Annotated in this window: 22 protein-coding genes and 1 pseudogene; 16 read left to right on the top strand and 7 right to left on the bottom strand. The window is 71.4% G+C overall.

Annotated elements, in window-relative coordinates; genetic code table 11:
• The first annotated feature begins 32 nt into the window (after positions 1-32).
• The 3 genes from ACFZDE_RS20905 (at position 33) to ACFZDE_RS20915 (ending at position 1,554) form a co-directional block, all read left to right on the top strand.
• Positions 33-878: a sulfurtransferase gene (locus ACFZDE_RS20905; RefSeq protein ID WP_358279300.1), complete on the top strand. Its 846-nt coding sequence runs from the start codon at positions 33-35 to the stop codon at positions 876-878.
• A 40-nt stretch (positions 879-918) separates the two neighbouring features.
• Positions 919-1,206 (top strand): DUF1416 domain-containing protein, encoded by a 288-nt coding sequence (locus ACFZDE_RS20910; protein WP_003991226.1) that lies wholly within the window; start codon positions 919-921, stop codon positions 1,204-1,206.
• Between the two features lie 87 nt (positions 1,207-1,293).
• Positions 1,294-1,554, top strand: coding sequence for a DUF3099 domain-containing protein (locus ACFZDE_RS20915; RefSeq protein ID WP_104787603.1), 261 nt, complete (start codon positions 1,294-1,296; stop codon positions 1,552-1,554).
• An 80-nt stretch (positions 1,555-1,634) separates the two neighbouring features.
• Here ACFZDE_RS20915 and ACFZDE_RS20920 read toward each other — a convergent pair whose 3' ends face one another.
• The gene (locus ACFZDE_RS20920; RefSeq protein WP_097217443.1) at positions 1,635-1,997 is read right to left on the bottom strand and encodes a DsrE family protein; all 363 of its coding nucleotides are present in this window, start codon (positions 1,995-1,997) and stop codon (positions 1,635-1,637) included.
• 218 nt (positions 1,998-2,215) lie between these two features.
• Here ACFZDE_RS20920 and ACFZDE_RS20925 point away from each other — a divergent pair, with 218 nt between their 5' ends.
• Genes ACFZDE_RS20925 through ACFZDE_RS20935 form a run of 3 tightly spaced genes read left to right on the top strand, consistent with a single transcriptional unit; the run spans position 2,216 to position 4,221 of the window.
• Entirely contained in the window at positions 2,216-2,791 is a 576-nt protein-coding gene (locus tag ACFZDE_RS20925; RefSeq protein WP_391201545.1) for a heme-binding beta-barrel domain-containing protein, read from the top strand.
• A gap of 16 nt (positions 2,792-2,807) precedes the next feature.
• Positions 2,808-3,245 carry a transcriptional repressor gene (locus ACFZDE_RS20930; protein WP_391000379.1) on the top strand — a complete coding sequence of 146 codons (438 nt, stop codon included), beginning with the start codon at positions 2,808-2,810 and terminating at the stop codon, positions 3,243-3,245.
• A gap of 10 nt (positions 3,246-3,255) precedes the next feature.
• The gene (locus ACFZDE_RS20935; RefSeq protein ID WP_391201548.1) at positions 3,256-4,221 is read left to right on the top strand and encodes a YgfZ/GcvT domain-containing protein; all 966 of its coding nucleotides are present in this window, start codon (positions 3,256-3,258) and stop codon (positions 4,219-4,221) included.
• A gap of 49 nt (positions 4,222-4,270) precedes the next feature.
• Here ACFZDE_RS20935 and dtd read toward each other — a convergent pair whose 3' ends face one another.
• Positions 4,271-4,696, bottom strand: coding sequence for a D-aminoacyl-tRNA deacylase (gene dtd, locus ACFZDE_RS20940; protein ID WP_391000385.1), 426 nt, complete (start codon positions 4,694-4,696; stop codon positions 4,271-4,273).
• A 211-nt stretch (positions 4,697-4,907) separates the two neighbouring features.
• Here dtd and ACFZDE_RS20945 point away from each other — a divergent pair, with 211 nt between their 5' ends.
• The 3 genes from ACFZDE_RS20945 (at position 4,908) to ACFZDE_RS20955 (ending at position 8,284) form a co-directional block, all read left to right on the top strand.
• Entirely contained in the window at positions 4,908-5,540 is a 633-nt protein-coding gene (locus ACFZDE_RS20945; protein ID WP_391000388.1) for an aerial mycelium formation protein, read from the top strand.
• 317 nt (positions 5,541-5,857) lie between these two features.
• On the top strand, positions 5,858-7,120 hold the full coding sequence (locus ACFZDE_RS20950) for a GNAT family N-acetyltransferase (protein WP_391201551.1): 1,263 nt from the start codon (positions 5,858-5,860) through the stop codon (positions 7,118-7,120).
• A gap of 249 nt (positions 7,121-7,369) precedes the next feature.
• Positions 7,370-8,284 (top strand): GntR family transcriptional regulator, encoded by a 915-nt coding sequence (locus ACFZDE_RS20955; RefSeq protein WP_391201554.1) that lies wholly within the window; start codon positions 7,370-7,372, stop codon positions 8,282-8,284.
• A gap of 36 nt (positions 8,285-8,320) precedes the next feature.
• On the opposite strand, the gene ACFZDE_RS20960 is transcribed toward ACFZDE_RS20955, so the two are convergent.
• Positions 8,321-8,509: a hypothetical protein gene (locus ACFZDE_RS20960; RefSeq protein WP_391201557.1), complete on the bottom strand. Its 189-nt coding sequence runs from the start codon at positions 8,507-8,509 to the stop codon at positions 8,321-8,323.
• A 148-nt stretch (positions 8,510-8,657) separates the two neighbouring features.
• On the opposite strand from ACFZDE_RS20960, the gene ACFZDE_RS20965 reads away from it, so the two are divergent.
• From ACFZDE_RS20965 to ACFZDE_RS20990, 6 genes are all read left to right on the top strand, one after another.
• Positions 8,658-9,548, top strand: a complete 891-nt coding sequence (locus ACFZDE_RS20965) for a GntR family transcriptional regulator (RefSeq protein WP_391201559.1) — start codon at positions 8,658-8,660, stop codon at positions 9,546-9,548.
• Entirely contained in the window at positions 9,548-10,291 is a 744-nt protein-coding gene (locus tag ACFZDE_RS20970; protein ID WP_391201562.1) for an HAD family hydrolase, read from the top strand. Before ACFZDE_RS20965 ends, ACFZDE_RS20970 begins: the two co-directional genes overlap by 1 nt.
• A 260-nt stretch (positions 10,292-10,551) precedes the next feature.
• Positions 10,552-11,616, top strand: coding sequence for a phosphotransferase (locus ACFZDE_RS20975; protein ID WP_391201565.1), 1,065 nt, complete (start codon positions 10,552-10,554; stop codon positions 11,614-11,616).
• A 48-nt stretch (positions 11,617-11,664) separates the two neighbouring features.
• Positions 11,665-12,288, top strand: a complete 624-nt coding sequence (locus ACFZDE_RS20980; RefSeq protein ID WP_391000454.1) for a TetR family transcriptional regulator — start codon at positions 11,665-11,667, stop codon at positions 12,286-12,288.
• 40 nt (positions 12,289-12,328) lie between these two features.
• Positions 12,329-14,302 carry a HelD family protein gene (locus ACFZDE_RS20985; protein WP_391201567.1) on the top strand — a complete coding sequence of 658 codons (1,974 nt, stop codon included), beginning with the start codon at positions 12,329-12,331 and terminating at the stop codon, positions 14,300-14,302.
• Between the two features lie 11 nt (positions 14,303-14,313).
• Positions 14,314-14,943 (top strand): RraA family protein, encoded by a 630-nt coding sequence (locus tag ACFZDE_RS20990; protein ID WP_391201570.1) that lies wholly within the window; start codon positions 14,314-14,316, stop codon positions 14,941-14,943.
• 56 nt (positions 14,944-14,999) lie between these two features.
• Here the strand turns inward: ACFZDE_RS20990 and ACFZDE_RS20995 are convergent, their stop codons facing one another.
• Genes ACFZDE_RS20995 through ACFZDE_RS21005 form a run of 3 tightly spaced genes read right to left on the bottom strand, consistent with a single transcriptional unit; the run spans position 15,000 to position 17,365 of the window.
• Positions 15,000-16,214: a GDSL-type esterase/lipase family protein gene (locus ACFZDE_RS20995; RefSeq protein ID WP_391201572.1), complete on the bottom strand. Its 1,215-nt coding sequence runs from the start codon at positions 16,212-16,214 to the stop codon at positions 15,000-15,002.
• A 5-nt stretch (positions 16,215-16,219) separates the two neighbouring features.
• Positions 16,220-16,807 (bottom strand): WHG domain-containing protein, encoded by a 588-nt coding sequence (locus ACFZDE_RS21000; RefSeq protein WP_391201575.1) that lies wholly within the window; start codon positions 16,805-16,807, stop codon positions 16,220-16,222.
• A 45-nt stretch (positions 16,808-16,852) separates the two neighbouring features.
• Positions 16,853-17,365: a DUF2269 domain-containing protein gene (locus ACFZDE_RS21005; protein ID WP_391201577.1), complete on the bottom strand. Its 513-nt coding sequence runs from the start codon at positions 17,363-17,365 to the stop codon at positions 16,853-16,855.
• Positions 17,366-17,456: 91 nt separating this feature from the next.
• On the opposite strand from ACFZDE_RS21005, the pseudogene ACFZDE_RS21010 reads away from it, so the two are divergent.
• Positions 17,457-17,966, top strand: a pseudogene (locus ACFZDE_RS21010) (class I SAM-dependent methyltransferase); the annotation flags it as partial.
• Between the two features lie 29 nt (positions 17,967-17,995).
• Here the strand turns inward: ACFZDE_RS21010 and ACFZDE_RS21015 are convergent.
• A complete protein-coding gene (locus ACFZDE_RS21015) occupies positions 17,996-18,292 on the bottom strand; it encodes a GntR family transcriptional regulator (protein ID WP_391201579.1) in 297 nt (98 codons plus the stop codon).
• Positions 18,293-18,422 lie beyond the last annotated feature (130 nt).

Below are 18,422 nucleotides of genomic sequence, written 5' to 3' on the forward strand. Positions count from 1 at the left end.
CCCCGCCGTAACTGCCCCGGAGGAGAAGAAGCATGAGCCGCAACGACGTCCTGGTTGACGCCGACTGGCTCCAGGAGCACCTGGACGACCCGACCATCGCCATCGTCGAGGTGGACGAGGACACGTCCGCCTACGAGAAGAACCACATCAAGAACGCCATCCGGATCGACTGGACCCAGGACCTCCAGGACCCGGTCCGCCGTGACTTCGTCGACCAGGAGGGCTTCGAGAAGCTCCTGTCCGACAAGGGCATCGGCAACGACCACACCGTGGTCCTCTACGGCGGCAACAACAACTGGTTCGCCTCCTACGCCTACTGGTACTTCAAGCTCTACGGCCACGACAGCGTCAAGCTGCTCGACGGCGGCCGCAAGAAGTGGGAGCTCGACGCCCGCGAGCTGGTCGCCGGTGACGAGGTGCCGGAGCGTCCGAAGACGGACTACAAGGCCAAGGCCCAGGACACCTCCATCCGCGCCTTCCGCGACGACGTCGTGGCCGCGATCGGCTCGCAGAACCTCGTCGACGTGCGCTCGCCCGACGAGTTCTCCGGCAAGCTGCTCGCCCCGGCCCACCTGCCGCAGGAGCAGTCCCAGCGCCCGGGCCACGTGCCCAGCGCCCGGAACATCCCGTGGTCCAAGAACGCCAACGACGACGGCACCTTCAAGTCGGACGACGAGCTCAAGGAGCTCTACGCCGCGGAGAGCGTCGACCTGGCCAAGGACACCATCGCCTACTGCCGCATCGGTGAGCGCTCCGCGCTGACCTGGTTCGTGCTGCACGAGCTCCTGGGTGTGGAGAACGTCAAGAACTACGACGGCTCGTGGACCGAGTACGGCTCCCTCGTGGGCGTGCCGATCGAGCTCGGCGCCAACAAGTAACCCACCCCGACCGACCTTTCCGAAACTTCAGGAGTACGACATGTGCGGTGCGAAGGCCGGCGGCCCCGACGCCTCGACGATCAAGCCCGGTGAGACCACCATCCAGGGTCAGGTGACCAAGGACGGCGAGCCCGTGGTGGGTTACGTGCGTCTGCTGGACTCGACCGGCGAGTTCACGGCCGAGGTGCCGACCTCGGCGACCGGACAGTTCCGCTTCTACGCGGCCGAGGGCACCTGGACCGTCCGTGCCCTCGTGCCCGGCGCCACCGCCGACCGCACGGTCGTCGCCCAGCAGGGCGGCCTGGCGGAGGTCGCGATCGCCGTCTGACGGCGAGCTTCTCCACGGAGGGCCGCACCCCCCGGGTTGGACACCTGGGGTGCGGCCCTTCGGCGTGCCCGGATCTACGCTGGACGTATGTACGCACGGCGGCGTCACACGTACTTCGCGATGATGGGCCTCTGCATCGGCCTCTTCGTGCTGGCGTGGGGTGTCGTGCGGCTGTGGTCCGTCCCCGTCGCCGTCGGGATGTGCGTCGTCGCCATGGTCATCCCGCCCGTCGCCGCCATGGTCGCGAACCGGCGTGGGCCTGAGGACCGCTGGTGGGACGACCCGTCCGGCGACCCCCAGTCCGACGAGTGGTGGGACGAGCTGGACGGCAAGAAGCGCCCCCACTGACCGGCGCCCTCCCGCCCGCCCGGGGCGTCCCGGGTGCTGCCGGATCCCGCGGGGCACCCGTTCCGCCGGTACACGGAGTCTCAGTAGACGAGCGCCTGCGTCTCGTCCGCCATCGCCTCCTGGACGAAGACCTGCGCACCCGCGATACGGACGCCCTTGAGCACGTCCTGCTCCGTGATCTCGCGCCGGGCCGCGCACTGCGTGCACAGGGTGACGCGTCCGGCCGTCAGGAGGGAGTCCAGCAGGTCGGGCAGCGGGGCCGCGTGCGGCAGCTCGAACTCGGCGGCGCGGCCGGGCAGCGCGAACCAGGCGGACTCGCCGGTCAGCCACAGGGACACGTCGACGCCGCTGGCGACGGCCACCGCCGCCACCGTGAACGCCTGGGAACACCGCTCGGGAGCATCGGCCCCCGCCGTCACCTTGATCACCAGCTTCTTCGCCATAGCCGGAAGCGTAGTCCGGAATCGAAGTGCTGAAACGGCCCGCGTAAGCTGGCCTCCGGCCCTGTGCACCCATTCGCACCCCCGCTCAAGGAGCACCCCGTGGAGATCTTCTTCGAAATCCTGTTGGTCCTGGTCGCCGTCGGCGTCCTCGCCTTCGCCGGACTGACCGTGAAGAAGCTGTACCAGGGCCAGCGCTGACCCACGTCTAGGAAGTTCCCATGATCGAGATCCCGTCCGACCTCCACAAGGACCTCGTCCCGCTCGCCTTCCTGCTCGGCAACTGGGCGGGCGCGGGCGTGCACGACTTCCCCGGTTCCGAGAAGTGCAACTTCGGGCAGGAGGTCTCCTTCACCCACGACGGCCGGGACTTCCTGGAGTACCAGTCGCACAGCTGGGTGCTGGACCAGGACGGCAACAAGGTCCGTCCCCTGGAGTCCGAGCACGGCTACTGGCGGATCGACGCCGACCGCAAGGTCGAGGTGACGATGACCCGCGACGACGGCGTCATCGAGATCTGGTACGGCGAGCTGGCCGACAAGAAGCCGCAGATCGACCTCGTGACGGACGCGGTGGCCCGCACGGCCGCCGCCCAGCCCTACACCGGCGGCAAGCGGTTGTACGGCTACGTCAAGAGCGACCTGATGTGGGTCGGCGAGAAGCAGACCCCCGACGTCGAGCTGCGCCCCTACATGTCGGCCCACCTGAAGAAGGTCGTCACCCCGGAGGAGGTCGAGCGCTGGGCCAAGGCCCTGCCCGACGACATGCCGGACGACGGGATCGCTTTCTTCAAGTAGTCCTAGACTGGCCGGTGTGGTGAGCACCGACTGGAAGAGCGATCTGCGGCAGCGCGGCTACCGGCTGACCCCGCAGCGGCAACTCGTGCTCGAAGCCGTGGACACCCTGGAGCACGCGACCCCCGACGACATCCTCGTGGAAGTGAGGAAGACGGCGTCGGGGGTCAACATTTCCACGGTGTACCGGACGCTGGAGCTCCTGGAGGAGCTCGGCCTGGTCAGCCACGCGCATCTGGGGCACGGGGCGCCGACGTACCACCTCGCGGACCGGCACCACCACCTCCACCTGGTCTGCCGGGACTGCCAGAACGTGATCGAGGCGGACGTCTCGGTGGCCGCCGAGTTCACCGACAAGCTGCGGCAGACCTTCGGCTTCGACACCGACCTGAAGCACTTCGCGATCTTCGGCCGGTGCGAGGACTGCACACTGAAGGCTTCAAGTACCGAGTCGTAGGCTTACGGGTATGAAGAGCCCCCTGCTGACCCTGCCCGGCGCCGTCCCCGCCGAGGGCGTGGACGAAGGCGTCGCCGCCCACTACGGCGATCTGTTCCGTGAGCAGCGCGCCCTCGCCGACGGCACCGGATTCGTGGACCTCTCGCACCGGGGAGTCGTCGCCGTCACCGGCGAGGACCGGCTGACCTGGCTGCACCTGCTGCTCACCCAGCACGTCAGCGACCTCCCGGCGGGCCGGGCCACCGAGGCGCTGATCCTCTCCGCGAACGGCCACATCGAGCACGCCCTGTACCTCGTCGACGACGGCGAGACGGTCTGGGCCCATGTGGAGCCGGGCACCCAGGAGGCGCTGATCGCCTACCTGGAGTCGATGAAGTTCTTCTACAAGGTCGAGGTCGTCGACCGCACGGCCGACATCGCGGTCGTGCACCTCCCGGCCGGTTCCATCGCCCCGGTCCCCGAGGGCGTCGTCGTACGGGAGACGCCGCACGGCCGGGACCTGTTCCTGCCCCGTGCCGAGCTGGAGGCGTTCGCCGGGCAGGCCGGGCCGCCCGCCGGGATCCTCGCCTACGAGGCGCTGCGTGTGGAGCAGCACCGGCCCCGGCTCGGTTTCGAGACCGACCACCGCACCATCCCGCACGAGCTGGGCTGGATCGGCTCGGCGGTGCATCTGCAGAAGGGCTGCTACCGGGGGCAGGAGACGGTCGCCCGGGTGCAGAACCTGGGCAAGCCGCCGCGCCGGCTGGTCTTCCTGCACCTCGACGGCAGCGAGGTCCATCTGCCCGTGGCCGGGACGGAGCTGCGGCTCGCGGACGACGGGCCCGACGGCCGCAAGGTCGGTTTCGTCACGACGTCCGCCCGGCACCACGAGCTGGGCCCGGTCGCCCTGGCCCTGGTGAAGCGGAACGTGGCGGTGGACGCCCCGCTGGTGGCGGGGGACACGGCGGCGGCCCAGGAGGTCGTCGTCGAGCCGTAGACCCTCCCGGTGGATCCGCGGCCCGGCTGACGCTTGTAGACCTTTCGGGTCAGATTTCGATCTGCACGGTGAACGGGCCGTCGTTCGTCAGTGATACACGCATCGCCGCCCCGAAACGGCCCGTGGCCACCGTCGCGCCGAGCGAGCGCAGCTGGGCCACCACCTCGTCGACGAGGGGCTCGGCCACGTCACCGGGGGCGGCGGCGTTCCAGGTGGGGCGGCGGCCCTTGCGGGCGTCGCCGTACAGGGTGAACTGGCTGATCACCAGCAGTGGGGCGGCGATGTCGCTGCACGACTTCTCGTCGTGCAGCATGCGGATCGACCAGAGCTTGCGGGCCAGCTGGGCCGCCTTCTCCTTGGTGTCCTCGTGGGTGACGCCGACCAGGACGCACAGCCCCTCGCCCTCGATCGCGCCCACCGTCTCGCCGTCCACGACGACGCTCGCGCCGTCCACCCTCTGCACCACTGCTCGCATACGTCCATCATGCAGGGCGGTGACATCGGCGCCGCCGCCGGTCGGCGGATGGCCCGAAAGGGTGGTTTGCGCGGACGCCAACAGCCCCTGCACGGACGTATTTTGCTGCTATACCGCCCATCTGGGGTCTATCGGGGGCACTCGTTCCCATAGCGGCCACCTGGGGTGGCACGATGCTTGCACACACCGGTCGAGGGGACGGTTGAGGCACATGAGCACATCAAGCACCGGACAGCAGCAGGCGGCTGTCTGGTCGACGTACACGGGGAGGGGCGCGTCGGAGTACCACCGGCCGCCCACACAGCGCACGGACAGCCCTCAGCTGCCCTCGGACACCTCGGGACCGGAGATGCCCGCGCTGAGCCTGCCCGAGCTGCGCACGCTGCGCCGCGAGGCCCAGCGCGACGAGGCCGACCTCAGCTATCTGCGGCGGCTGCTCCAGGGACGGATCGACATCCTGCGGGCGGAGGTGGACCGGCGTGCACCGGCGGGCGGGGCCCGCGTCGAGGTGCCGGAGGGGACGTCGGTGGTGGAGCGGCTGGCGGAGATCCTGCGGGACGGCCCCGCGCGGCACCGTTCCTCGGCACGCCACCTCACCCTGGGCACCCCGCGGGGTGAGGAGTACCGGCGGCTGGCCGCCGAGATGCTCGCCGAGGTGGAGCTGTCCGACCTGGGCGCGCGCACGGACCTGGAGCTGAACGCGGCGATGGGGCGGCTGGAGCGTCACGAACAGCAGGTCTCCCGGCGCCGCCGGAAGCTCCAGCGCACGGCCGACGAGTGCGGCGCGGAGATCGCGCGCCGCTACCGCGAGGGGGAGGCGCAGGTCGACGACCTGCTGGTCTGAGCCGTCCCGGACCAGGTCCGGCCGGGGGAGGACGGGGTAGGTGCTCTGCGCGGCCTCGCCGGAGCAGGTCGTCGGGGGCGGTCGGCGGACCGCGCGCGGTGGCGCCCCGGGCCGGTGCCGCCGGGCGGCCGCCCTGGCCGCCCGCCATCTGGCCCGCCGCCAGTCGAGGGCGGCGGGCAGGGCCGAGGGCAGCGCGGGCAGGTCAGCACGCGCACCTCGCGGGGGCGCAGGGGGACGGCGGGTGAGGGCGGGGCCGGGGGCCGGCGGCGGTCGGATATTGACGCGACACCGACCGGCCCTGCGCCTAGCGTGAGTTCATGGCCCCGATACCCCACTCCGACGGCATCGACATACGTCCCATCACCGAATCCGAGTTCGCCGACTGGCTGCGTGCCGTGAGCACCGGCTTCCTGCGGGCGGCTCCGCTGACCGACGAGGAGATCGAGGGGCGCAGCGAGCGGTTCGTGGCGGGGCGCTACCTCGGGGCCTTCGACCGCGGCAGATGTGTGGCGACGTTCCGGTCCTTCGACCAGCAGCTCACCGCCGTGGGCGGCGCGAGCGTCCCGGCCGACGCGATCTCGGGGGTCACGGTCACCGCCACCCACCGCCGTCGCAGGCTGCTCAGCCGCATGATGAGGCGGGACCTGGCGGCCGCGAAGGAGCGCGGGGACGTCGTCGCGACGCTGATCGCCGCCGAGTACCCGATCTACGGCCGTTACGGCTTCGGCCCGGCGACCTCGATGGCGGAGTGGACGGTCGACGTGCCGCGCGCCGGCCTCGACGCCCGCCGGGCGGGCCCGGCGGACGGCGGGCGGGTCGATCTGGTGGAGGGCGAGGACATCCGCAAGCTCGGCCCCGAGTTGCACGAGCGGCTGCGCCGCGGCCTGCCCGGAGCCATCGACCGCGACGACATGTGGTGGCGGGCGAACACCGGCGCCCTGCCCTGGGACACGACGTGGAAGCCGTGCTTCTTCGCCGTGTACCGCACGGCGTCCGGCGAGGTCGAGGGCATGGCCGCCTACGAGGTGGACGACAACTGGGGTGACGCCAAGCAGCCGTTGAACACGGCGACCGTGCGGTGGCTGATCGGTGTGACTCCGGCCGCGGAACGCGCGCTGTGGGAGTACATCTGCTCCGTCGACTGGGTCGTGAAGGTGAAGAGCGGCTGGCGGGCGCCCGACGACCTGCTCCCGCATGTCCTGCCCGACCCGCGGGCGGCCGGGATCACCTCGCTCGCGGACTGGCTGTGGCTGCGCGTCCTGGACGTCGAACGGGCCCTTCAGGCGCGGACATACCAGGGCACGGGGGCGCTGGTGCTGGAGGTGGCCGGTGTCGACGGGCTGACCGGCGGGCGCTACCGGCTGGAAGCCTCGCCCGAGGGGGCGTCCTGTGTGCCGACCACCGAGAGCGCGGAGCTGGAGCTGGGAATCGGCGCGTTGGGCGCGCTGTGGCTCGGGGACGAGTCGGCGGTGCGGCTGGCGGCGCTGGGGCGGGTGCGTGAGGAACGAGCGGGCGCCGCCCGGAAGGCCGACGCCCTGCTGCGTACGTCCAGGCGGCCTTGGTGCCCGGACATGTTCTGAACCGCTCCCTCCTGCCGGTGTGTGCTGGGCCCCGCATCCGTAGCGAGCTGTTCTGTTGTGGTTGTCGTGCGGCCGTGTCGGCCGGGCGGGACTCCCGGCTCCCCTCCGGAAGGGAGTCCCTGGTGGGCGGCCAACCCCCTGAAGGTCTGACCATGTGCCCGAAGTTGGCGACCAACTTCACTGTACTTATCTCCGCTTGGAAGCGGCTCATAACCACCTTTCCTTGAACTGCCCAAAGATGGCGGGAAGTTGTACTGTGCAGTGGTGGACCCGGAACACGACTCCGCCCATGGGCGGAAGAGGTCGCAACGGCCACAGAGGACACATCACGAGGTGGCCGACGAGCTGCGTGCCCGGATCAGGTCGGGGGCGCTGCGGCCAGGTGCGCGCATGCCCACCCAGGCTCAGCTGGCCCACGAGTTCGGTGTCGAGCGCGGGACGGTCCGGCAGGCGCTGCGCGTCCTGCAGTCCGAGCGGCTGCTGACCAATGTGTCCAAGGGCGCTCCGGCGACCGTCGCCCCCGATCCCGTCGGGGCGCTGACCGGCCCGGAGGCTCCTCCGCTGCCCACGACGGTGGCCCTCGCTCCGCGGATCGCGGCGGCGTTCGGCGCGGAGCACGTCGAGATCGACGCCGTGTGCCTGACGTCCATCTCCCTCACGCTCGCCATCGGTGAGCCGCTGCGGCAGATCCACGCCGGACGGCTGAAACCGGCCAAGGTCGACGTCAGGGTGCTGCTGCCGAGCCGGAACATCGACCTGGCCTTCCCGGTGCCGGTCGAGGGGGGCGACGACTGGGTGCACGAGCGGTGGCTGGCGATGCGCAACGCCCAGGGGCAGGTCCTCCAGCACAACCTGCTGGCCCTGCGCGCCACCCACGGCATCGATGTGCGCGTCACGTTCCGGGCGCTGCCCTTCACCCCGCCGGTGAAGCTGTACCTGCTCAACGGCGTGGAGGCGCTGTTCGCGTACTACACGCTGACCCGCCGTGAGGCCGAGGCCGAGCACGAGCAGCCGGCGCTGTACGACGCCCTGGGCAGCCGGTCCATGCTGTTCTCCTTCGAGCAGGGCGCCGGGCTGCGGGACACGACGTTCGTGGAGCAGTCGCACCTGTGGTTCAACGCGCTGTGGGAAACGATCAGTTCGGAGCTGGTGCTCACGAGCTGACGTCTCCCACGGGTCGTTCCGGGGCGGTGCGGTGGGTCATCGGGAGGGCCCCGTCATCAGCAGCGCGAGCACGACCGCTCCCGCGGAGCTGACGGCCGGGCTCTTGGCCTTGACGCCCACGGTGAGAAGGATCAGGCCGACGAGGCCGGCCGGGCCGTACTTCCACTGGACGAGCTGCTCGAAGGCGACGACGAAGGCGGCGGAGAGGAGAGCGAGGGCGGGCATCGGGGTTCCCCCTTCGGAAGTACGGAAGCAAAACTTCCGCCAACTCCGAGAAGTTGGCAACCAACTCTGATTAAGTTGTCCCCACTTGGCCCCTACTCATAAACAACTTTCAAACAACTCCCGCCAGATGGATCAGAGTTGTAGCGTTTTGGTCGTGACCCAGGAGAGCGTGGCGGAGAACGTGGCAGTGAGCGGCAGCAGAAGATCCTCGCCCCAGGAGATCGCCGACGTCCTGCGGCAACGCATCCGAGCCGGTGAGCTCAAGCCGGGGGACCGCCTGCCCACCCAGGCCGAACTCGCGGAGGAGTTCGGCGTGGAGCGCGGCGCCGTCCGCCAGGCCCTGCGCGTCCTCCAGGAGGACGGACTGCTCACCAACGTCAGCAAGGGCAGCCCACCGCGGATCGCCGCCCCCGAGCCGGTCCGGGGGGAGCCCCAGCCGACGATGGTGGGGCTGGCGCCCCGGCTGACGGAGGCCTTCTCGGCACCGCACGTCCGCGTCGACGTGGTCTGCCACACCGCCGAGACGCTGATGATCGCCATCGGCGAGCCGCTGCGCCTGATCCACGAGGGCCGTATCCGCCCCGAGTCGATCCACGTCCGCATCCTGGTCCCGTCCCGGGACATCGAGCTGGCCTTCCCGGTCCCGGTCGAGGCCCACGGCGACGACAACCCCGTCCACCAGCGCTGGCTGGCGATGCGCAACGCCCAGGGGCAGGTCCTCCAGCACAACCTGAAGGCGCTGCGCTCGACGCACGGCATCGACGTCCATGTCACCTTCCGCGCACTGCCGTTCACCCCGCCCGTGAAGCTGTACCTCCTCAACGAGGAGGAGGCCCTGATGGGCTACTACATGCTGACCAGGCGCGCGGAGGAGTGGGGCAGCCAGACCCTGGACATGTACGACGTCCTCGGCTCCCGGTCGCTGCTGTTCTCCTTCGTGAAGCGCACGGGTCGCCGGGACGCGGCGTTCGTGAAGGAATCCCAGAAGTGGTTCAACGCCCTCTGGGAAACCATCACGTCGGACCTGACACTCTCCTAGTGACTTCTGATGCGAAGCAGACTGGTGCGGTGCACATCACGACCGAGAACGATCCGAACCGACTCCGCGATCGGATCGGACGTGCCCGTGTCGTGCTCTGGGACTTCGACGGGCCCATCTGCCGCCTGTTCGCCGGGCACTCCGCGGAGCGGGTCTCGGCCGACCTGGTGTCCTGGCTGGCGGGCCGCGGTCTGCACGGCCTGCTCACGGAGAGCGAGCGCGAGTCCCTCGACCCGCAGGTGGTCCTGCGCGCCGTGGACCGCCGGCATCCCGGCAGCGACCTCGTCGCCGAGCTGGAGGAACGCCTCACTCAGGAGGAACTGCGGGCCGCGTCCTCCGCGATGCCGACCCCGTACGCCGATCCGCTGATCCGCACCTGGACGGCGGTGGGCTCCCGCCTGGCGATCACCACGAACAACTCGCCCCGGGTGGTGCACACCTACCTGGAGGGACGCGGCCTGGCCGGCTGCTTCGCCCCCCACGTCTACGGCCGCACCCAGGAGCTGCGGCACCTGAAGCCGGACCCGCACTGCCTGAACGGGGCACTGCGGGCGATGGGGGCGGCGCCCGGGGACGCGCTGATGATCGGCGACGCCCCCACGGACCTGAAGGCGGCCGGACGGGCCGGAGTGCCTTTCCTGGGTTACGCCCGCAACGAACGGAAGGCGAAGCTCCTGCTGGAGGCCGGGGCGGAGTCGGTCGTGGGGTCCCTGGAGACGTTGCTGCGGCTGCTGCGGGGGTGAGCGAAGGCGCGGCGGTCCCGGGCGTCTTGGCGGCGCGGGTCCGGCGCCGCAGCGGTCCGGGCCGTCGCTCGGGTGTGCGTCGGTTACGCCTGGGAGGGGACCCGCTCCTCGGATGGCCGGGTTTTCCTCCGGCGACCGGGGCCGGTGGAGTAACGTGCGTCTCCCCTTAGGGGTCCTTTCACCATCGGCACCACCGGAACAGGCTGAACCAGCGAATGACACCCTCCTTGGTCTCCGGTGCTCGAGAGCGAGCCGAGGAGATGAGCGGCGACCCGAGCCTGGTCAAGGGGCCGCTCAAGGGCTATCACCACGAGACCTACGTCCTGTCACTGCCGGGCCGGGCGGGAGCGGTGAAGGTCCGTGAACCGCGCGCCGAGATCCTGTGGTTCGACCGGCGGTGCTTCGGGTCGGAGGAGGAGCTGCTCAAGGCGCTCCAGCCGCACCTCAGCCGCATCCCGGACATCGTCGACGTCGGCGGCATGGCGCTCCAGGCCTTCATCGAGGGGCGGACGCTCGGGGAGCAGCGCAGGCCGGGTCGACGGGTCTGTGACGGAACGTTCGGTCAGATCGTCGACGTCTTCGGCGAGATGGTGCGCATCACGCCGGACATGCTCGACGTGGAGCGGCGCTGCGAGGACCGGGACCGTGCCGAGGACGGCGACAGCGACGGCTTCCTGGAGCGCCTGGTCGTCTTCGTCGAGAAGCAGGTCTACGAGAAGAACCACCGGAACTTCGCCGGGCTCTTCCACGCGCTCGGTATCTCGGAGGAATCGTTCACCCTGCTGAGGAAGCAGGTGCTGGGGTTGCGGGAGCGCCCCTTCTGCCTGCTGCACGCGGACCTGCACCGGGAGAACTTCGTCCTCGACCCCCGGCAGCGGCTCTGGGTCATCGACTGGGAGCTGGCGATGCTGGGGGACCCCCTCTACGACCTCGCCACCCACCTGTATCTGATGCGCTATCCGGCCGACCAGGAGCAGCGCATGGTGGGCGCGTGGTGCCGGGTCGTGGAGGAGACCCGGGCGGGCGGCTCGGCCGGCTGGGAGCAGGACCTGCCGAAGATCCTCGACTTCAAGCGGGCGCAGTCGGTCTTCACCGACGTCATCCGGGTGGCGCTGTCCCTGCGCGAGGAGTGGGGCTTCAACTGGGTGGCCGTCCCCGTCGCCGCCGCCCGCCTCCAGAAGATCCTCACCGCCGCCGCCCGGCCTCTCGGCCTGACACGGGTCCCGAGCCGCTCCCAGATCATGACCGCCCTCGTCCGCTGGCACGGCGACCGAGGGGCCGCCCAGGACGACCGGCCCATGCCCACGGCCTCGGACATCTACTGACGGGGCGGTGATCCCGGCCCCGCCCCGCCCCTGCGTAGGCTCGCCCTCATGAGTGACCCCGGGCTGCGTGAGCGTAAGAAGCGGCGGATGTACGAGACCGTGTCGGACATCGCTGTGCGGCTGTTCATGGAGAAGGGGTTCGACGCGGTGTCCGTCGCGGAGGTGGCGGCGGCGGCCGAGATCTCGAAGCCGACGTTGTTCCGGTACTTCCCGGCCAAGGAGGATCTGGTGCTGTACCGGATCGCCGATCACGAGGGGGAGGCCGCCCGGGTGGTGGCGGAGGCCGGGACCGCTCCCGTGGAGGCGCTGCGGCGGCACTTCGTGGACGGCCTGGAGCGGGGGGACCCCGTGACCGGGCTCAGCGACCATCCCGACGTGCTCGCCTTCCATTCCCTGCTCTACGGGACGCCCTCCCTGGTCGCCCGGGCGCACTCGCACCAGGAGCGGTCGGAGGCCGCGCTGGCCGAGGTGCTCGGGGGTGATCTGGAGGCGCGGCTCGCGGCCGGGCAGATCATGGCCGTACTGCGGGTGCTCGCGCTGGAGAACTGGCGGCGGATCGCGGCGGGGGAGCGGGTCGAGGACGTACGGCCGGACGCGGTCGCGGCGGCGCGGCGGGCGTTCGGATGGCTCGACGCGGGGCTGCCGCCGCGCCTCAGGGGCGAGACTCGGTAATTTATTTAACTCAGTCACATTTTCGCGTACGCTCGGTGGAATGACCTCGACCGAGCCTGCCCTGAAGCACGTCCTCGACCGCGAGCGCGCCCACCACGAGCGCTGCCGCACCGCCCTCGCCGCGATGGTCGAGGGCGCCGGTGAACAGGTCGTCATCGGGGAGGACGTGTCCGCGTCCGGGGCCGACGCCGAAGTCCTCGGGTACCAGTTGCGCAGCCGGGCCAAGGCGCTGCGGGAGCTGCCCGAGGGGCCGTTGTTCTTCGGGGCGCTCCAGGGCGGGGACGGCACGCTGCACATCGGGCGGCTGCGGATCTCCGAGCACCCGGCCGAACCGCCCCTGGTCGTCGACTGGCGTGCCCCCGTCTCACGCGCCTTCTACCAGGCCTCGGCCCGTGACCCGCAGGGCGTGGCGGTGCGCAGGCGCTTCGGATGGGCGCCCGGCAGCCGGGGCGACTCCGGGGACCTCACCGGCCTGGAGGACGAGCACCTGGAGCAGGGCGAGTCGCGCGACAGCGAGATCGTCGCCCGGGAGATCGAACGGCCCCGGGTCGGGCCGATGCGGGACATCGCCGCGACGATCCAGCCCGACCAGGACGACCTCGTCCGGGGGGACCTGGCGCTGTCGGTGTGCGTGCAGGGCGCACCGGGCACCGGCAAGACCGCCGTCGGGCTGCACCGGGCGGCGTATCTGCTCTACACCCACCCGCAGCGCATCCGCCGCGGCGGCCTGCTGATCCTCGGGCCGAACCGCACCTTCCTGTCGTACATCGCCGAGGTGCTGCCGGCCCTCGGCGAGAGCGGGGTGCGGCAGTCGACCCTGACGGAGGAGATCGCGCGCTGCCCGGTCCGCGGCGTCGACGACGAACCGGCCGCCGCCGTGAAGCACGACGCCCGGATGGCCGAGGTCCTGCGGCGGGCGCTGTACGCGCGCGTGCGCGCCGAGGGCAACGGCGCGGAGATCGCCCTGCCGGACGGGGCCTACCGGTGGCGGGTGCCGGCGGGGGAACTCGCCCGGATCGTGCGGTGCCTGCGCGAACAGGCCGAGCGGCGGGCCGGGCCGCCGCCGAACGCCTGGGTGCGGCGGGTGGAGCGGGCGCGGCCCGTGTCGGCGTACGTCGACGCCGTGTGGCCGCGGGTGCGACCCGAGGAGGTCGTGGCCGAACTGCTGGGCGACGAGCAGGTGCTGGCGTCGGCCGCCGAGGGGCTGCTCGACGCCGGTGAGCGGCGGGCGCTGCGGTGGCGGCGGCCGCCCCGGTCGTGGAAGTCGGCGCGCTGGTCGGCCGCCGATCTGGTGCTGCTCGACGAGGTCGCCGGGCTGATCGGGCATCCGGAGGGGTACGGGCACGTCGTCGTCGACGAGGCGCAGGACCTGTCCCCGATGGAGTGCCGGGCCATCGCCCGCCGGGCCCGCTTCGGTTCGCTGACGGTGCTGGGGGATCTGGCGCAGGGGACCACGCCGTGGGCGGCCCGGTCCTGGCGTACGGTCCTCGCGCACCTGGGGAAGCCGGACGCGGCCGAGGTCGCCCTGACCACCGGGTTCCGGGTGCCGCAGGCCGTCGTCGGGCTCGCCAACCGGCTGCTGGAGCGCCTCGACGTGGATGTGCCGCCGGCCCGTTCGCTGCGCGGGGACGGGGAGTTGCGGATCCGGGAGACGACCGTCGACGGCGTGCCCGGGGCGGTCGTGGCGGCCGTACGGGACGCGCTCGGGCGGGAGGGGTCGGTCGGGATCGTCGCGGCGGACGCGGACGTCGCACGGGTGCGGGCGGCCCTGGACGCGGCCGGCATCGACGCGGCGGGCCCGGACGAACTGGGCGCGCGGGTCGCCCTGGTGCCGGCGAGCGTGGTCAAGGGCCTGGAGTACGACCATGTCGTGGCCGTCGAACCGGCGGCGATCGCCGAGGCGGAGGAACGGGGACTGCACCGGCTCTACGTGGTGCTGACCCGGGCGGTGTCACGGCTGGAGGTGGTGCGGGGCAGGGAACTGCCGTTCCAGTGGTCCGCCTTCGGCGGCTAGGGTCCCCTGTCATGGTGGCTGACGTCGACGCGTTCACGGACATCCCCACGACCACGCTGGCCGATCTGCTGGGCCGCGAGCAGGTCATGGACATCGGGATCCGCCCGCTGTGGGAGCCGGTGCCCCGGGTGGCCGGAGCGGCCTTCACCGTGCGGTGCCCGCCCGGCGACAACCTGATGCTGCACGCCGCGATCCACCGGGCCGGGCCCGGCTCGGTCGTCGTCGTGGAGTCGGGCGACCTCGACCACGCCCTGGCCGGCGGCAACGTCTGCGCCGTCGCCCGGCGCCGGGGCATCACCGCGTTCGTCGCCGACGGGCTGATCCGCGACCTCGCCGAGGTCAGGGACATGGGCTTCCCGGTGTTCGCACGCGGTGTCATCCCCATCCCGGGCGCCAAGAAGGCCGCCCTGCCGCTGAACCAGCGGGTGCGCTGCGGCGGGGTCGCGGTCGACGCGGGAGACACGGTCGTCGCCGACGAGGAGGGCGTCGTGGTCGTGCCCGGGGCCCGCCGCGCGGAGGTACTGGCGGCGGCCCGGGCGAAGCTCGCGAAGGAGGCCGCGCAGACCCTGGACGACTGGGAGGCGGACCATCGCGGGCGCATCGCGGGGATCCTCGCGGAGCAGGGGTACGAGGAGGACTGACCGGCCACGCCCCGGCGCTGTGTCGTGGCGCCATGCCCCGGCGCTATGTCCTGGCGCTATGTCGTGGCGAAGGGCCCTCCGTCCCCGAAGGCCAGCTCGTGGAAGCGGGCGCCGATGTGGCGGTGGGTGGCCGCGTCCGGGTGGACGTTGTCGGGCAGGGGGTGGGCGGCTGCGTCCCGCGCGCCGTAGAGGTCGAGGCCGTCGAGGTAGTGGAGGTTGGGGTCGTCGGCGGCGCGCTGCTCGACGATGCGGGACAGTTCCTCGCGGATGACGGCGAGGGTGAGCTTGCCCGCGGCCGTCTGTGCCGGGTCGCCCATGGCGGCGAAGACCATACGGCCCTTGCTCATCTCGTCCCGGTCGGGGGCGGTGGGGCCGGGGGTGTTCTCGTGGATGGCGCAGTGGATGGGGGAGACGAGCAGCAGCGGGGTGTCCGGGTGCCCGTCGCGGATCGTGTCGAGGAAACCGTGCACGGCGGGCCCGAAGGTGCGCAGGTGCATGGCGTCCTGGTTGACGAGGTTGATGCCCGTCTTGACGCTGATCAGGTCGGCCGGGGTGTCGCGCATGGCGCGCGCGGTGAACGGGTCGAGCATCGCACTGCCGCCGAAACCGAGGTTGACCAGCTCGGTCCCGCCCCGCAGCGCGGCGATCGCGGGCCAGATGGCCGTGGGGCTCGCGGCGTCCGAACCGTGGCTGATCGAGCTGCCGTGGTGCAGCCACACCCGGCGGCCCCGGTCCGGGGCGGGCACGACGGGGGCGTCCGTGCGCAGGGCGACCAGCTCGGTGGTCTCGTTGTGCGGCAGCCAGATCTCCACGTCCTTGTCCCGTGCGGGCAGGCCCGTGAAACGGACCGTGCCGACCGGGCCGGGCGTGACCTCGCCCGCCCAGGTGGCGAGGTCGACGGTGAGGACGTTGCCGTCGGTCCCGGCGGCCTGGCCGGCCGGTACGCCGTCGACAAGCAGGTCGTACAGGCCGTCCGGGCGCGGCGGGAACCCGGCGTAGTCGCGCTTGGTGCGCAGGGTGTCCAGCTCGATCGCGGTCGCGGCGGTACGGAACACCAGCCGTACGCCGGAGGGCTGGGCCTCGGCCATCGCCAGCTGCGGGCTGGTGTTCTGCGCACGGGCCCGGGCGGGCAGCCGGTGCGGGAGCAGGCCGTGCTCGGTGCGCTCCAGGTCGAGGGCGCCGCGCAGCAGGTCCGCCGTGAGGGGCGTGGTGATCCAGTCGGGCTCGGGGTGCTCGGGGTGCTCGGGGTGCGAGTCGTGCTCGGGGTGCATGGGTGTCAGCCTCGGGGGTCGGTGGGGGCCGCGGGCCAATTCCGCAGCAGCGTGTCGAGGGCGTCGAGGATCCGGGCCCAGGTCTCCTCGGTGTCCGGGGCGCTGTGGCTGAAACCGCCACCGAGCTCCAGGCTGACGTAGCCGTGGAAGACGCTGCCGAGCAGCCGGACCGCGTGGGTCTGGTCGGGCTCGGTCAGGTCGTAGCCGCGCAGCAGCGCCCGGGTCATCTGCGCGTGCCGGACCCCGGCGCTGGCGGCCGCGGTCTGCGGGTCGAGCCGGAGCTGGGCGGCGGCGTAGCGGCCCGGGTGTTCGCGGGCGTAGTCGCGGTACACGTTCGCCAGAGCGGCCAGGGCGTCCTTGCCGGCCCGCCCGGCCAGGGCCTCGGCGGCCCGGTCGGCGAGTTCCGCCAGGGCGAGCAGGGCGATCCTCGTCTTCAGGTCGTGGGAGTTGCGCACGTGCGAGTACAGGCTCGCGACCTTGACGTCGAAGCGCCGTGCGAGTGCGGAGACGGTGACCTGCTCGAACCCGACCTCATCGGCGAGTTCGGCACCGGCCTCGGTCAGCCGCTGGGGCGTGAGCCCTACGCGTGCCATGGTTCTCCCTTCTGCCTAAAGGGAGTGTGCCCATGCCTAAAGCCTTTAGGCAAATGTGTTTGCCACCTTGCTGCCCCGGCGGGTCTTCCCCCAGGGCTTGAGCACGGAGATCACCGTCATGAAGACGTAGGCGGACAACGACACGACCGGCCCGAACAGCACGTCCCCGGCGTCCCGGAGCCCCTCGCCCGCGGCGACGGCCGTGACGGCGGAGTGCACGCCGGGGCGCAGCGCGAAGACGGTGGCGGTGGTGGTGCCGAGGGTGAGCCAGAACTTGGTGTACACCCACCGATACCGGGCCAGACCCCACTTCGTGCCGAGCGACAGCACGAGCCCGCTGAGCAACGTGAGGAACGCGACGGGCAGCAGGAGCCAGTCGGCGAACAACTCCATGCCCCGGACGGAGGCCTCCACGGCCGCGGGCGACCCGGCGGTGGCCGCGGCGATCCCGAGCGCGAGCAGCCCGAGGGAGAGCCCCAGCCAGCCGGCGGAGGCGATGACGTGAACGACGAGAGCGACCCGGCGGGCACGACGACTGAGTTTCCGATTCGGCTTCACGCTGTCACCGTGCCGGGCGGTGACGCCGAGGTCATCTCACGGCGGGAGTAGACCGGCGTACTGGTGTGGGAGTAGGAGGACTGAACTCGCGGCACCTCTCGGGCCGGTCGCCGACCTCGGCTGCGGTCCGGGCAAGGTGACGGCGCACCTGGCGGCTCTGGGCGTACCGGTGTTCGGCGTGGACGTGTCGCCGAGGATGATCGAGTTGGCCCGGGCGGCCCATCCCGAACTCCGTTTCACCATAGGCTCGATGACCGCGCTGGACATCGCCGACGGCGAACTCGGCGGCATCCTCGCGTACTACACCATCCACCACACTCCACCGCAGTGGCTGCCGACCGTCTTCGCCGAGTTCCACCGCACCCTCGCGCCCGGCGGCCGGCTGATGCTGGCCGGTCATGTGGGCAACGGCGAGCACCTGCGCCCCACGCGCGCGTACGGCGACCATCCGGTGTCCTACGAGTCCCACCTGCTGCCGCCGGACCGGATCGCGGAACTGCTGCACCGGGCTGGGCTGGTGATCACGACGAGGGTGGTGCAGGAACCGGAGGGCGGGGCGAAGCGGCAAGCGGGGACGTTCCTGGCGTACAGGCCGGAGTAGGGGGGAGGTGGCTGGTGGCCCCGCTCCCTTCAGGCGTTCGGTTCGTCTTCTTCCGGTGCGCCAACGGTCGGCTGTTCGACGACAAAGGAACCCTTGCCTCGGACGGTGACGATCAGGCCGCGCTCGCGGAGTTCCTGTGCGGCCCGTCGCGCGGTCAGTCGTGCTACGCCGTACTCGTCGGCGAGGTGGTTCTCGGACGGGATAGGCCTGTCCGGCGCCAGCTCACCGGATGCGATCTTCCCGGCGATGACGTCGGCCAACTGCACGTAGAGCGGTCTCGCGCTCATCGGGTCCAGAGTGGGCTTCGACGCTTCGGTATCGCTCATACGTCCAACGTAGAGCGGTAGCAACCTGCCCAATCGTGTGGATCCCTCTGTACTTGTATGTAGAGGACTGCATCCCGGTGTAGCGTCGAGGACGGAAAGACCCCGGCGAGGTGGACTAGACCTCCCGGGG

Origin of the sequence: Streptomyces sp. NPDC007929 (genome assembly GCF_042959065.1) — a bacterium.
Classification (GTDB): domain Bacteria; phylum Actinomycetota; class Actinomycetes; order Streptomycetales; family Streptomycetaceae; genus Streptomyces.

Coding starts and splice junctions, on each gene's coding strand:
- ACFZDE_RS20905 (WP_358279300.1), top strand. CDS start 33: ATGAGCCGCAACGACGTCCTGGTTGACGCCGACTGGCTCCAGGAGCAC.
- ACFZDE_RS20910 (WP_003991226.1), top strand. CDS start 919: ATGTGCGGTGCGAAGGCCGGCGGCCCCGACGCCTCGACGATCAAGCCC.
- ACFZDE_RS20915 (WP_104787603.1), top strand. CDS start 1,294: ATGTACGCACGGCGGCGTCACACGTACTTCGCGATGATGGGCCTCTGC.
- ACFZDE_RS20920 (WP_097217443.1), bottom strand. CDS start 1,997: ATGGCGAAGAAGCTGGTGATCAAGGTGACGGCGGGGGCCGATGCTCCC.
- ACFZDE_RS20925 (WP_391201545.1), top strand. CDS start 2,216: ATGATCGAGATCCCGTCCGACCTCCACAAGGACCTCGTCCCGCTCGCC.
- ACFZDE_RS20935 (WP_391201548.1), top strand. CDS start 3,256: ATGAAGAGCCCCCTGCTGACCCTGCCCGGCGCCGTCCCCGCCGAGGGC.
- dtd (WP_391000385.1), bottom strand. CDS start 4,696: ATGCGAGCAGTGGTGCAGAGGGTGGACGGCGCGAGCGTCGTCGTGGAC.
- ACFZDE_RS20945 (WP_391000388.1), top strand. CDS start 4,908: ATGAGCACATCAAGCACCGGACAGCAGCAGGCGGCTGTCTGGTCGACG.
- ACFZDE_RS20950 (WP_391201551.1), top strand. CDS start 5,858: ATGGCCCCGATACCCCACTCCGACGGCATCGACATACGTCCCATCACC.
- ACFZDE_RS20960 (WP_391201557.1), bottom strand. CDS start 8,509: ATGCCCGCCCTCGCTCTCCTCTCCGCCGCCTTCGTCGTCGCCTTCGAG.
- ACFZDE_RS20975 (WP_391201565.1), top strand. CDS start 10,552: ATGAGCGGCGACCCGAGCCTGGTCAAGGGGCCGCTCAAGGGCTATCAC.
- ACFZDE_RS20980 (WP_391000454.1), top strand. CDS start 11,665: ATGAGTGACCCCGGGCTGCGTGAGCGTAAGAAGCGGCGGATGTACGAG.
- ACFZDE_RS20985 (WP_391201567.1), top strand. CDS start 12,329: ATGACCTCGACCGAGCCTGCCCTGAAGCACGTCCTCGACCGCGAGCGC.
- ACFZDE_RS20990 (WP_391201570.1), top strand. CDS start 14,314: ATGGTGGCTGACGTCGACGCGTTCACGGACATCCCCACGACCACGCTG.
- ACFZDE_RS20995 (WP_391201572.1), bottom strand. CDS start 16,214: ATGCACCCCGAGCACGACTCGCACCCCGAGCACCCCGAGCACCCCGAG.
- ACFZDE_RS21000 (WP_391201575.1), bottom strand. CDS start 16,807: ATGGCACGCGTAGGGCTCACGCCCCAGCGGCTGACCGAGGCCGGTGCC.
- ACFZDE_RS21015 (WP_391201579.1), bottom strand. CDS start 18,292: ATGAGCGATACCGAAGCGTCGAAGCCCACTCTGGACCCGATGAGCGCG.